This window comes from Mucilaginibacter sp. (genome assembly GCF_965225845.1).
Lineage (GTDB): Bacteria > Bacteroidota > Bacteroidia > Sphingobacteriales > Sphingobacteriaceae > Mucilaginibacter.
Map to the genome: position 1 here is coordinate 483,282 of NZ_CBDDBL010000001.1, position 14,034 is coordinate 497,315.

At 40.4% G+C, this 14,034-nt stretch carries 11 protein-coding genes; 6 read left to right on the top strand and 5 right to left on the bottom strand.

From position 1 onward, the window contains the following. Positions 1-340 precede the first annotated feature (340 nt). Together ACYZ0U_RS02285 and ACYZ0U_RS02290 are read left to right on the top strand one after the other, a co-directional pair. The gene (locus ACYZ0U_RS02285; protein WP_461449378.1) at positions 341-2,740 is read left to right on the top strand and encodes a TonB-dependent receptor domain-containing protein; all 2,400 of its coding nucleotides are present in this window, start codon (positions 341-343) and stop codon (positions 2,738-2,740) included. 2 nt (positions 2,741-2,742) lie between these two features. Beyond that, positions 2,743-3,903 carry a PepSY-associated TM helix domain-containing protein gene (locus tag ACYZ0U_RS02290; protein WP_461449380.1) on the top strand — a complete coding sequence of 387 codons (1,161 nt, stop codon included), beginning with the start codon at positions 2,743-2,745 and terminating at the stop codon, positions 3,901-3,903. Positions 3,904-3,978: 75 nt separating this feature from the next. Here ACYZ0U_RS02290 and ACYZ0U_RS02295 read toward each other — a convergent pair whose 3' ends face one another. Both ACYZ0U_RS02295 and ACYZ0U_RS02300 read right to left on the bottom strand, forming a co-directional pair. Next, positions 3,979-4,167: a hypothetical protein gene (locus tag ACYZ0U_RS02295; protein ID WP_461449382.1), complete on the bottom strand. Its 189-nt coding sequence runs from the start codon at positions 4,165-4,167 to the stop codon at positions 3,979-3,981. Positions 4,168-4,283: 116 nt separating this feature from the next. Continuing rightward, the gene (locus tag ACYZ0U_RS02300) at positions 4,284-6,797 is read right to left on the bottom strand and encodes a PIG-L family deacetylase (RefSeq protein ID WP_461449384.1); all 2,514 of its coding nucleotides are present in this window, start codon (positions 6,795-6,797) and stop codon (positions 4,284-4,286) included. Positions 6,798-6,991: 194 nt separating this feature from the next. On the opposite strand from ACYZ0U_RS02300, the gene ACYZ0U_RS02305 reads away from it, so the two are divergent. The 4 genes from ACYZ0U_RS02305 to ACYZ0U_RS02320 are packed head-to-tail and all read left to right on the top strand — an operon-like array spanning position 6,992 to position 11,667. Continuing rightward, complete coding sequence (locus ACYZ0U_RS02305) at positions 6,992-7,663, top strand: TetR/AcrR family transcriptional regulator (protein ID WP_461449386.1); 672 nt, start codon at positions 6,992-6,994, stop codon at positions 7,661-7,663. After that, a complete protein-coding gene (locus ACYZ0U_RS02310; protein WP_461449388.1) occupies positions 7,623-8,984 on the top strand; it encodes a TolC family protein in 1,362 nt (453 codons plus the stop codon). The genes ACYZ0U_RS02305 and ACYZ0U_RS02310 overlap by 41 nt, the downstream gene beginning before the upstream one ends. A 60-nt stretch (positions 8,985-9,044) precedes the next feature. Beyond that, positions 9,045-10,109 carry an HlyD family secretion protein gene (locus ACYZ0U_RS02315; protein WP_461449390.1) on the top strand — a complete coding sequence of 355 codons (1,065 nt, stop codon included), beginning with the start codon at positions 9,045-9,047 and terminating at the stop codon, positions 10,107-10,109. Between the two features lie 10 nt (positions 10,110-10,119). Continuing rightward, positions 10,120-11,667, top strand: a complete 1,548-nt coding sequence (locus tag ACYZ0U_RS02320; RefSeq protein ID WP_461449392.1) for a DHA2 family efflux MFS transporter permease subunit — start codon at positions 10,120-10,122, stop codon at positions 11,665-11,667. Positions 11,668-11,920: 253 nt separating this feature from the next. Here the strand turns inward: ACYZ0U_RS02320 and ACYZ0U_RS02325 are convergent, their stop codons facing one another. The 3 genes from ACYZ0U_RS02325 to pgl all read right to left on the bottom strand — a co-directional run bounded on the left by ACYZ0U_RS02325 (position 11,921) and on the right by pgl (position 14,033). Then, on the bottom strand, positions 11,921-12,505 hold the full coding sequence (locus ACYZ0U_RS02325; RefSeq protein WP_461449394.1) for a carboxymuconolactone decarboxylase family protein: 585 nt from the start codon (positions 12,503-12,505) through the stop codon (positions 11,921-11,923). A 67-nt stretch (positions 12,506-12,572) separates the two neighbouring features. Continuing rightward, positions 12,573-13,118: a peroxiredoxin gene (locus ACYZ0U_RS02330; protein WP_461449396.1), complete on the bottom strand. Its 546-nt coding sequence runs from the start codon at positions 13,116-13,118 to the stop codon at positions 12,573-12,575. A 186-nt stretch (positions 13,119-13,304) separates the two neighbouring features. Then, a complete protein-coding gene (pgl, locus tag ACYZ0U_RS02335; protein ID WP_461449398.1) occupies positions 13,305-14,033 on the bottom strand; it encodes a 6-phosphogluconolactonase in 729 nt (242 codons plus the stop codon). Between the last annotated feature and the right edge of the window lies 1 nt (position 14,034).

Below are 14,034 nucleotides of genomic sequence, written 5' to 3' on the forward strand. Positions count from 1 at the left end.
TTGTTTTTGAGCCTCAAAAGCGGTTTTTTAACCTGAAAACGCCTTAAAATGCCTTTTTTAGTTGATTTTTTGCCTGGTTTTAGCTCATATTAACCCTAATCCTGTTTTGTATGATCTTTGGAACAAACCTTCATATTCCATAAGATACAAAAATTCCTTTGCTAAATCGAAATGATTAAAAAATTAATTTACTGATAATAAGATCCTTATATGCTTGTTTATAATTATTCTAAACAATTAAGATTCTGTGTCTATATTTGCCTAATTTTTAATTAGTCTAAATAAGTTATATATGGTATTTCATCAACCTAAAAAAACAATTTTCTCATTGCTCTCAATCTTGATAGCAATACTCAGCTTCAACCCCGCATCTGCCCAAAATATAAAGGGTACAATAACAGGATCGGTAATAACTGATAAAAACAAGCCTGCCGATAATGCGTCGGTAATGCTTAAAGGAACATCTTACGGAACTATTGCTAACGAGGCGGGAAGTTTTCACTTTAAGGCACCGGCCGGTTCATATACTTTAACAGTTACTTTTGTCGGCGCCAAATCGCAGGAAATTCCGGTGATTGTAAAAGCCGGGGAAGCTGTACAGGTTCCTTTAATAACTTTAAGTGTTACCACCGGTACCTTACAGCAAGTAACCATTAATGCCAGCAAAGCAAACAAGTATGCTACTAAAAATAGCGACTATGTTGATAAGATGCCGTTAGCGAACCTTGAAAACGCGCAGGTTTACAGCACGGTAAGCAAGGAACTGTTGCAGGAGCAAGGATTATTTACTGCGGATGCCGCCATTCAAAATGTACCGGGATTGAGCCAGCTTTGGACAGCCACCAACCGTGTTGGCGATGGCGGTTCTTATTTTACCCTGAGAGGATTCCCGGTTCAAACAGAATTAAGGAACGGCCTCTCTGGAAATGTAGCCAGTACAATTGATGCAGCAAATTTAGAGTCGCTTGAAGTTATCAAGGGCCCCGAAGGTACTTTGTATGGCAGCAGCCTGGTTTCCTTCGGTGGTTTGATCAATAGGGTCACGAAAAAGCCTTTTGATACAGAAGACGGTGAAGTTACCTACTCAACAGGTAGTTACAACTTTAACCGTGTAAGTATTGATTATAACACACCGATTGATACGGCCAAAAAAATGCTGTTCCGTATCAACTCTGCTTATACCAACAGTGGTAGTTTCCAGGACAATGGCAAAACCAACAGCTTCGTATTCGATCCGAGCTTTAAATATACTGTGAATGATCGCTTAACCTTATCTTTTGACCTGGAGATCAGCCATGTTGCAGCGCCAACACCATCTATCTATTATTTTGGTGCAACTGCTGCCCAATTAGGAGCAACTAATGCAAACCAGTTAAGCATCAACTACAAAGATTCCTACCAGGGTGGCGATTTGACCACTACATCAAACGTCGCGAACTTCTTTGCTATGGCCGAGTATAAGATCTCGGATAACTGGAAATCACAAACCAACATCAGCACAACCAGCAATAATGGCGGTGGATATGGCCCGTTCTTTTATTTAGAACCGAATAACCACATAGCCCGCGACGTTTGGGATGTTACCGGAGGAAGCAATACCCTGCAAATTCAACAAAACTTTGTTGGTGATTTTAAGATCGGAAACCTGAGAAACAGGCTGGTAGCAGGATTAGATTTTCTGAACCAGCAGGAAGATATTAAATACATAAACCCAAGTGGCGGCAGCGATGCGTTCGATGTGATCAATACCAGAGGCGCTATTCCAAACTACTATAACTTTAATAAATCTAAGGTAGATTCATTGTTCACCAACACTACCTTATCAACTTTCTACAGCCGTTACAATACTTACACTTATAGCGCCTATGCATCGGACGTGTTGAACATTACCGACAACCTGTTGGCAATGGCAAGTTTGCGTGTTGATAATTACGATACCAAACCAATTACCGACCCTACATCCGGCACAGTTTTAGCCAAAGCGTTCAATCAAACTACCCTGTCACCCAAATTTGGCCTGGTTTATAAATTATTTAACAACCAACTGTCGTTATTTGGTAATTATACCAATGGTTTCATCAACCCCGGATATGGCGAAGTACATACGCCCAACACGACCAATGGCTTAACCGAGACCTTATTTAAAACAGAAGAAGCCAACCAGTTAGAAGGCGGTATAAAATGGAATGCATTTAACGGGAGGTTAAACGGAACTGTAAGCTATTATGATATTAAGGTAAGTAACGAAGTGATCGGCGACCCGGCACACGCCAACGCGTCAATACAAGCTGGTACGCAAACAAGCAAGGGAATAGAGGCGCAATTAAATGCCAATCCTTTCACCGGCTTTAACATTTTGGCTGGATTCTCGCATAATAACAGCTTAATGACCAATGCTTCAGCCTATGATAATGGTTTAAGGCCCGAAACTGCCGGTCCGCCTAACCAGGCAAACTTATGGTTAAGCTATACTATTACAAGCGGCGATGTTAGGGGCTTAGGTATTGGCTTTGGTGGAAATTACGCCGGCAATAACTATGTGATCAATGATACTTACAATGGTAAATTCTTCCTGCCATCATATACCTTGTTAAATACGGGCGTTTTCTATAATAAAGAAAGATACCGCCTGGCATTAAATGTAAATAACCTGACTAATAAGGAGTATTATACAGGTTATACCACGGTAAACCCGCAAATGCTCAGGCAAATATTGGGTAGTGTTACGTTTAAATTCTAACAATGAATTTTAAAAAAGGAATTCTATTTCTTCACCGCTGGCTCGGATTTATATCCGGGCTGGTGGTGTTTATAGTGAGTATTACCGGCTGCATCTTTTGTTTCCAGGATGAGATCCAGGACGCTGTACATTCCTGGCGAAAGGTAACCCCGGTTCAGCAAGCGTATTTAGCGCCATCAACATTAAAAAATACTGCGCTGAGCAAATATCCCGGTTCTACGGCTAACTATATGTACTACCTGGGTGTTGACCGGCCTGCCATGGTAATTGCCAATGTACCGAAGCTGGGCTTTACCGACATCTACCTGAACCCATATAACGGGCAGATCCTCCACGCGGAGGGAATAAAGGATAACTTTTTTACCGTAGTTGAATACATCCACCTTTATTTGTTGCTGCCCGCCAAAGTTGGCAGCATGATTGTCGGCGTTTCCGCTATCCTGTTTGTTGCAATCATGGTAATGGGTATCGTTTTGTGGTGGCCCAAACGAAAAAGCGACCGCAAGCGGAGTTTTACCATAAAATGGAACGGCCGCTGGCGCCGGGTAAACTATGACCTGCACAACGTTCTTGGTTTTTATGCTGCCGCGATAGGAATTATATTAGCGATAACCGGGATCGCCATTGATTTTAATTGGATGGATAAGGGAATTTACAAAGCGGCCAATTTTGGTAAATCTTTCGCCACTGAAACGGCGGTATTTAAGTCGGATTCCTTGTTTAGATCTTCCACCAAAACCCTACCCGCGGTTGACCAGGCTTTTTTTAGTTCAGAAAGACAATCACCGCAGGCAGAAATGTTTTTGATCTCGGAAAACGATGCTAAGTCGGGCACTATTGGTGTAACAGCTTATGCGCAAAGCTTGCGCTATGGAAATAATGACACCTATACTTTTGATAAGTATTCCGGTAAACTCTTGCAGCGCTTACCCAATAAACAAAAAAGTATGGGCTTAAAGTTGAACGAGTTGAATTACGATATACACGTTGGCCAGGCCTTGGGCTTATTCGGTAAGATCTTAGCATTTTTAGCAAGTTTGATTTGTGCCAGTTTGCCGGTTACCGGTTTTATAATCTGGTGGGGAAAGCGGAACAAGTCGAAATCAAAGCAGGTTAAAGCGGTGGTTCACCGCAAACTGCACAAGCAAATGCAGCTTAAATAGTTATAGAACAAAAAAACCAGTTAAGCAGCATACGCCGTTTAACTGGTTTTTAATATTTTATAGAAATTGTAAAGCTTAGTTTGCTTCTTCGCGGCCTTTTACTAAAACGTTAAGGAACAAGCCTGCAGTAAGTAAGCCTAATACACCGCCTACTAAAGCCCAAATCATACCTACGTCTAATATAGCACCAGTTAATACACCTGTAACCAGGCCTAACAGGTAATATAAAAAGTCGTAGTTTTTTTCTTCTTCTTGATGTTTCATTTTCTTGAGTATTACAGACCGCAAAAGTATATGATTAATTATTGTTTAACAATACGTGTGTTAAAAAAAGTTAATCATTTGATGAAATAAGACTTATCTATTACAATTTCAATCTATTACTGCTTAGGCTTGCTTAACAAGTTAACAAATAAGCGGTATGCACCAGGCACACCCGCAGGTAATTCCCTGAAAAAGTCTAATGATGTATATACGAACCTGCCCTTGCCATAGTTTGTTAAAATTAACGACCCTTTATTTGGCTGTTCTCCGGGGTCATTCATTTCCAATGGTGTATTATATTTGGGGTCGATATCGCTTACAAAATATAAGCCGCGTTCCTGTATCCAGCCGTCAAAATCAGCATCGTTTATTTTATTTGGGTAATTAAGCACAGGGTTTTCGGGCTCTAAAAACGTAACCTTCGCGGTTTCATCCGTCACGCGCTGGTTAACCGGGCGGAAAGGATAAGGCCCGATCTGCGGCACAAGCACGCCGACATTGTTATTATACTGAACCACCAGGTTGCCACCGTTTTTTACATATTCCATTAATTTGGGTTGTTCGAAAGGGATGCGCTCATCCACATTGAAGGCACGAACACCGGTGATGATCGCGTCATAAACCGAAAGGTCGCTGTTCATGATCTCGCTTTCAGTAAGCATATGCACATCATAGCCAACCTGCCTTAATGCATCCGGAACCATATCGCCAGCGCCCGCTATATAGCCGATCTTTTTACCCGCAGTTTTGAGATCGACATTGATCAGGTTTGCTTGCGCCGGCGGGAAATAAGTTATGATTGGGATGTGGTTATAGGCGATGGTTTTTATCCCCATGGAGTATTCTTTGCCATTTACATTAACCAAAGCCTGGAAAATACTTGTCTTAGATTTGCTATCGGTTGGTTCTACGTTAAAGTTTACGCTCCATTCCTCACCTTTTTTCTTATCTACGAAATCAATCTTATCCGGACTAATCTTCCAGCCATCAACAGGTTTTATGCTGATGCTGCCGTTGGCGTTAGTGAAGCTTTTTAGTTTTACCTCAACATTCTGCGGTTTGCTGGAGTTGAAGATGTAATCCTTGTCGTTGATGTTAGCAGTTACCGGCGGTGCTATAACTAATGGTTCGTAAAGCTCGCCACGGGCGGGATCCACATGTTTATATCGTATTGGCCTATTAAACTGTATTTCTATACCCAGTATTTTAAAAGTCAGTTGAGCCGAATAAGGAATGCTTTCCGGTAGAGATCTTGGGGCAGTGCTATTAATGTCTGTTAAGTAATCAACATCATAAGTGCCGACAGCATGCGGGTTAACAAGCCAATAGGGTTGTGTAATTGCTCCAGCCTGAAATTTAGAATCAAAGCTTTGTAAAACATTGATCGACTTGTTTAGTATATAATGTGGTGCGTCAATGTAGCTAAATACGCCAACTATATTTATTGGATTTGTTTTATCATAATAGGAGTATTGAACGTTAGTCAGTTGTACATCAATATTATAGCGTAACAGGAATTGATTTCTAACTGATATTTGATCGCCAACAGCATATATTGGTTCATCAGTGTAACTCTCGGTCCATAAACCAGCACACGCAGCAATCAATTCACTTAACTCCTTTATTTTTTGCGCACGCCAGTAATCATCTTTTACTTTTTCAACTTTACCTAACAAATTAACTAATGCAGGCACCGATTTATCCGGATGATCAATATCAAAATCCCTTCTAATTTTCAATAGATCGGTTGAAATATCTTCAGCGCCAACCCTTCCCCAGGTAGTGTTCACGCCATCCATCAAATCAGTTTTAGGCGCATCACCCAAAATAGTTTTAAAATATTCAACAGCCTCGCCGCGTTGCTTGGCGGAGCCAAAGCCCTGCGTTTTATGGTTGGAGCGACTCTCGGCAGCAATTTCGCCATAACCTTTACCAATGATGGGGTTGTATACACCAACATCCAGTTTAAATTGATCGGGCGAGGTGGTATTTACACTGCCAAAATTGAAGGTGTTCCATAACAAACGCTTTGCCTGCCAAACCTGTACATATTTTAACTGTTCCGGGAAACGGTTCGGATCAGCCGCCGCTGTAAACGCTTCCTGCGCTAAAATTGCTGATGCGGTATGGTGCCCGTGTCCACCCTCGCCGGTTGTCGGGAAACGGCAGATAATTACATCCGGGCGGAACTTCCTGATCACCCACACCACATCGCTTAAAACTTTTTCCTTATCCCAAATCTTTAAGGTTTCGCCGGGACCTTTACTAAAGCCAAAGTCATTCGCGCGGCTAAAAAATTGCTCGGCGCCGTCCATTCTTCGTGCGGCTAATAATTCCTGCGTGCGGATCAATCCTAATTGTTCGCCCTGCTCGTTGCCGATCAGGTTTTGTCCGCCATCGCCGCGGGTTAAGGATAAATACCCGGTGCGGTAATGCTTTTCCTGTGCTAAATAAGCTAACAAGCGCGTATTCTCATCATCGGGGTGAGCGGCTACATATAGCACAGTGCCTAATACATCCAACTTTTTAAAGCTTTGCTCAATGGTCACCAAATCGGATGGCGGAGCAGTTTGCGAAAATGATGAACAACAGGCAAATAAAAATAGGACAGAAAATATTATACGCTTCATATTAACAAATATAAATGAAAGATAATCAGGCAAATTTATTGTATCAATAAAAAAACAATTAAATGATTATCGATGTAGTATTATTTCAATCATTTGATTGAGTTTTTACGTATAAACAAGAGCATATTACAATAAGATTACAAAATGCACTTTGCATTAATCAATCGCTTGATTAACTTTGCGGCGTTAAAACAATGGACAAAGATAAAATAGATAAGAAAGATCACATCCTCGATGTAGCTGAGAAGGTATTCTCAGACCAGGGATATGATGGCGCTTCAACCCGTTCTATATCAGGCGAGGCTGGGGTAAATATGGCTATGCTAAACTATTACTTCGGTTCAAAAGAAGGTTTGTTTTTAGCTGTATTTAATAGAAAGATCAATTCTTTCAGAGATATTTTACAAGATTTGGGCAGTGACGGGCAAATGACAGCATGGGACAAAGTTTCTGCGTATATTGATCTGTATGCTGACCGTGTGGTAAACAATAACTGTTTCCAAAAGATGCTTTACCAGGAAATGTCGATGAATAAGCGGGGCGAATTATCCGACAACCTTACTAAAATGCTGATGGAAAATGTTATCGAATTCCACAAGATATTACAGGAAGGCATTGACAATGGCGAATTTAATGAAGATGTTGATCTTGACATGGTAACAGCAACTCTTTATGGCACTAAAAACTTCATTATCAATGCCCCGCAATTAACATCTGCCATGTTAGGCTACGAAATTTTGGATGAAAAAAACCTGGAAGAAAAATTTAAACCACGTATAAAAGCTTATCAGAAAAAATTACTGAAAGCTTACTTAGTTAAGGAACATGACAACTCACACAACACCTATCCTGCATATGTTAAATAAATTAATAAAACCGCTAAAATTATATGGCCTAACGGCCATAATCATGTGCGTGCTGATCAACGCAGCCAACGCGCAGGACAGAACTATCACCTTACAAGAGGCCATAACACTGGGCATAAACACCAGTAAAACATTAAAGTACTCTCAGGCTAAAATTGATGAGGCTGTATCGCAATTCAATCAGGCTAAAGATAGATCGCTGCCAACAGGATCAGTAAGCGCTACTTATGACCGTGCGCAGATCCCTGAAAACGTATTACGTTTTGGCGGCGAAACTATCGCTTTGCCTACAAGTGCAAACGCTTATTTAGGTATCGCATCAATTAACGAAACAATTTGGGCCGGTAACAAATTGAGATATGCCCGTGAATCAACCAATCTTTTAACCCAGGTTGCAAAGCTTGATGCTGATAAAGATAAAGACCAAATCACATATGACGTGATCAACGAATACTATAATTTATATAAAGTATTACAAAGTATTAAAGTTGTTAACCAAAATATCGCTACTGTTGATGCACAGATCCACCAGTCGCAACGCTTTTTTGACCAGGGCTTGGTTACTAAAAACGATGTGCTGCGTTTCCAGCTTCAAAAAGCAAACATCCAGCTGAACGGTTTAGATTTGGAGAATAACAGGAAAGTGATTAATTACAATCTTGATATTTTATTAGGCTTGCCTGAAACCACTAACTTGAATATTGATGAAATAACCGATGCCGCGAAACCTGTTGGCCCGCTTAGCGATTATATTGATACCGCTTTAGTTGCCCGCCAGGAATTACGCGAACTATACCTGCGCAACAAAGTTGCTGAAACAAACATCAAAAGTATAAAGGCCAATCAGAGCCCTACTTTATCGGCTTCTGCTGCCGGTTATTATGTAGGTATTGCCGGTAACCCGATACCAAAGGTTGGCAACGATATTACACCGATAACTATTGGTGTAACCTTAGCTTGGGATTTCTCGTCACTTTGGACCAACAAAAATAAAGTAGCTGAAGCTAAGATACAGCAGGATGAAGTTGCCATAAATCAGGGAATAACATCGGATAACGTTAGGAACGAAGTAAACCAGGATTATCAGAACTATGTGACCGCTGTTAACAAAATTCAATTGCTGCAAACATCAATTGAACAGGCTGGTGAGAATAACAACATCTTACAATCAAAATATGCGAGCAACATCGCTTCGGCTACAGACCGTGCAGATGCGGAAACTTTACTATACCAGGCACAAATAAACCTGGAGCTGGCTAAAGCTGATGCAGGGCTTGCTTATTACACTTTATTAAAAGCAACCGGAAAACTTAACAAATAAATGTAAAGGGTGAACTTGTTCATCCGCTTAATCACAAACTCAAAAAATAACAAAAATAAAATGGCACAAAAACACACCACCGAAGAAGAAGAACCAAAAAAGAAGCCGAATAGAGTACTTCCTATTATTTTAGGTATCGTATTAATTGCGGGCATAATTTTCGGTATAAAAGAATACATATACTACAGTAAACACGTTGACACTGATGATGCGCAAATTGACGGCGATGTGAGCCCGGTTGTTGCACGCGTAGGCGGTTATGTTGATAGTATATATTTTCAGGAGAACGAGCATGTTAACAAAGGCCAGTTATTGGTTAAGTTAGATGACCGCGACTATAAAGTTAAATTGGAGCAGGCATTGGCTGCACAAAAAGGTGCAAGCGCAGGTGTTGGTGTCAGCCAGTCACAAATTTATACTGTGGCTTCAAATTCAGCGGTTGCAAAAGCTGGTGTAGTATCAGCAGGTGCAAAGCTTGACCAGGTATCAAAAGATTATGCACGTTATGCTAACCTGGTGAAAGACGGATCAATAACTCAACAACAATTTGACCAGGCCAAAGCTGATCTGGAAGTTGCACAGGCAAATTATAAAGCGGCACAAGATCAATACAAGGCAGCAGTACAACAAATTGGAACTACAAAAGATCAATTGACCGTAACCAACTCTGGGGTTACACAAAAGCAGGTTGATGTTGATTTTGCAAAACTGCAATTATCATATACTTCTATCTATTCACCATCAAGCGGTTTGGTTTCTAAAAAGAACATCCAGATCGGTCAGTTAGTACAGGCTGGTCAAACATTGTTTTCAGTTGTTAACGATAACAGTATTTATATTACAGCTAACTTTAAGGAAACCCAGCTTGACAAAGTACGTTCAGGCCAGAAAGTTGATATTGAGGTAGATGCATATCCTGAATTGAAATTAGAAGGTACAGTATTTAACTTTTCGCCTGCAACAGGCGCAAAATTTTCTTTACTGCCACCGGATAACGCGACAGGTAACTATGTAAAAGTTGTACAACGTATACCTGTTAAAATTTTAATTAAGGCTGATAAAGCTACAATGGACAAATTACGCCCTGGTATGAGCGTAAACGTATCAGTAATATATAAAGATTAATTATTTAATAATGGCTGAACAAGGTTTTAGAAAGTGGATCATTACCATCACGGTGATCATGGCTTCATTACTGGAGCTTATTGACACCACGATTGTAAACGTATCGCTGCCCCAAATACAGGGTAACCTGGGGGCCACACTTGAAGACGTTGCCTGGGTAACCACCGGTTATGCTGTAGCAAATGTTATTATATTGCCTATGTCAGGTTGGCTGGGTAGTTTCTTCGGGCGTAAAAATTACTATATGGCCTCTATACTGCTGTTTACTATTGCCTCATTTTTATGCGGTAATGCACACAGTTTAGATGAGCTGGTATTATTCAGGATTATACAAGGTGTTGCAGGTGGTGGTTTGATATCAACATCCCAAGCAATCCTGATCGAAACCTGGCCGCGTGAAGAAATAGGTACCGCAACTGCCCTATTTGGTTTAGGAGCGGTTGTGGGCCCAACAGTAGGCCCGACAATTGGTGGCTGGATTACTGATAACTATTCATGGCCATGGATATTTTATGTAAATATACCTGTTGGTATGTTGGCCCTGTTCCTGACCTATACATTTGTGCGAACAACGCCGCGGGATGGAAAGAATAAACCGATTGACTGGTGGGGAATTGCATTACTTGCACTTGCAGTAGGTAGTTTACAAACCATTCTGGAAAAAGGTGAATCTGAAGATTGGTTTGCTAAGACATACATTTTAATATTGACCATAACCGCAATATTGGGCACTTTGCTTTTTATATGGCGAGAACTGAGTACCGATCACCCAATAGTAAACTTCGCCATTATGCGCCATCGAAGTTTCGCGGTGGGAATGTTTACATCCTTTATACTCGGTTTTGGTTTGTATGGATCTGTATTCGTATTCCCAATATTCTGTCAGAGTTTGCTGGGGTTCTCGGCACAACAAACGGGTGAAATATTGTTTCCGGGCGGTTTATGTACCATTATAATGATGCCGTTTATCGGTAAGATGCTTAACAAGGGTATCCCTGCACAATTTATGGCTACCATTGGCATGTTCCTGTTCTTTGTGTTTACCACTATGTTGAGTAAATCGACCTTGAATTCTGGCACCAGTGATTTCTTTTGGCCTTTAGTGATAAGGGGTATCGGTATGGCTTTATTATTCGTGCCGTTGACTACTTTAGCTATCGCTGATTTGAAGGGCCCGGAAATTGGCCAGGGTACAGGTTTAAATAACATGATGAGGCAGTTAGGCGGTGCATTTGGTATTGCTACATTAACTACTATTATACACATACGCCAGGGTTTTCACCGCAGCAATTTGCTAACCAATGTAAACCCCTATAATAATGCCTTCACGCAAACTTTTAATGGTTTGATACAGAACTTCGAGTCGAAGGGCAAATCGTTGAGCGATGCTACCCAAATGGCTTATCAAGCTATTGAGGGAAACGTGATCAGGCAAACATTGTTATTAACTTATGCTGACGCTTATTGGATCTCGGGCCTGGTGATGTTATTTTCCATACCATTATTATACCTGCAACCATTTAAGAAAGGCCAGAAAGCTGCGGTTGACGCGCACTAAAAAAGATAAAGCCGCCCTGTTAGTCCCAGGGCGGCTTCGTCAAAAAAAAATAACAATTAAAGGTTTTGGTGTATAAGCCCCACAAAATCCAATGCTTATTACTAAATATATAAAGAAGCGGGGGTGTTTAATCTTGCTATAAAATTAATAGTTTTTATTTGAAAAAAGCAAATTAGAAACACAATAAAACTCCACAAAATGAAAAAGCCGTGAAATTTTAAAGTTTCACGGCTTTTTTACATTTAAAAGGCTGTTAATAAATCACTTTTCCGCTTGCGGTAACTAAAGATGCTATCCGGATAGCATCAAAAATGCGCTCTTCGGTAGTCCCCATTTTAATCAGCGAATCTTCGTGAGCATTTACGCACATCTCGCAGCCATTCACTGCGGATATAGTTAAGCTCATTAATTCAAAAAACTCTTTACCGGTAACCGGCTTCATCATTATCTGCATCCTGATACGTGCCGGGATCTGGGTATATTTTTCCTTTTGGGTGAAGTGCCTGAAACGGTAAAAAATATTATTGGATGCTAATAACGATGCGCAGGCAGCAGCTTCGGCAATTTCAGCATCATTTGCACCTTGCTCCTCAGCATACGTGGTGTAATATGCAGTAAGGGGTTTGTTATTGTTGTTTACAGCAACGCTCAGGCCAAGCAGGGCGCATTCTTTTGTGCTCAGGTGTTCTGATGTCAGGGTGCTGGTAAAATTCAGTTTAAAGTCACGTATATAGCGCGATTCGCCTTTTTCAAGCAGGGTAAGGCTGTCGGTACGATAACCGGCATCAAGGCCGATGCTCTGTAATAGTTCGTTTATGGTTTCTGTAACTTCGCTCATTTTTGTTAATGGTTATGCATAAAAAATCCCCGCGCTATAAGCACGGGGATTTTTTATTATTGAATAATTATGCGTTGATAGTTTCCTGGCCTTTTTCCCAGTTGCAAGGGCAAAGTTCGTCAGTTTGTAAGCCATCAAGTACACGTAAAACTTCTTTAACATTACGGCCAACGTTTAAATCGTTAACACAAACCCAGCGAACAACACCTGTAGGGTCAATAATGAAAGTAGCACGGTAAGCAACTTTTTCGTTTGGCTCTAATATTCCTAATTCTTCAGCTAATGATTTTGAAGTATCAGCTAACATCGGGAATTTCAGATCGCGCAAATCGTCATGATCTCTTCTCCATGCAGCGTGAACAAATTCAGAATCAGTTGAAGCGCCGATCAAACGTGCGTCACGATCACGGAACTCGCCATAAGCTTTGTTAAATTCAGCAATTTCAGTAGGGCAAACAAAAGTGAAGTCCTTTGGCCACCAAAACATTACAGTCCAAACGTTATCTTCGTTAGTAAAGTAATCAGAATTGATGGTTTCAAACTCTTTTCCTTTTTCAATACTAACAACCGCGGTTTTAGAGAATTTTGGGAATTCTTGTCCTATAGTAATCATATTTATATTTTTTGTTTTTATTTATTGCAAATATATAAATAAGAATATTGTCGTTAGATATATAGTTTCTATATGATATAGTTTTTGTCTATATGCATGATTGAGGACTATTGAATTGAATTGCAGTTAAATAAAAAAGGCGATGAGCATAATTCATCGCCTTTGATAATAATATTCCTGTGAAATTTATTTATTCTTTAAATTTGCTGCTGCTGGTTCATCCAAAAACCACTTAACATCACCATGAATAGGCACTATTAGTTGTGCCGGATATTCTTCAATATTTTTAGCATCTTCTAACACATGATGTACCGCTATCGCTTTTCCTTCGCCATAAACTAAAAAGGCAATATTGTGCGCCTGGTTAATTAACGGGGCTGTGAAAGTGATACGGTAAACTTGCTGATCCTCTAAAAATACTTCTTTGACAGTAGCATCCAAATCATTTAAAACCGGTGTGTGTGGGAACAATGACGCGGTATGCGAATTATCACCTAAACCGAGCAGGATCAGATCAAACTCTAAAGCTTCTTCATCAAAAAACAAGTCAATAGCCTTTTTATATTCGGCTGCTGCTTCTTCCGGTGTTAGTGAGGTATCAACCGCGAAGATATTGGAATCATCAATTTGTAATGGGTCAAACAAAGCCGTTTTAGCCATTAAATAATTGCTGTCCTTATCATCCTGTGGCACATAGCGCTCATCGCCAAAGAAGAAATAAACGTTATCCCACTCCACCTTGTTTTTAAAATCAGCTGAAGCTAAAAGCTCGTACAATTTTTTTGGTGAGCTGCCACCCGATAATGCTACCGAGAACTTTCCATTTTTCGCGATAGCTTGTTCTGCAAGCGTTACAAAATAGGTGGCCAGGTTAACCAGCACATTATCGGGAGTATTCAGAATATTTAATTTCATA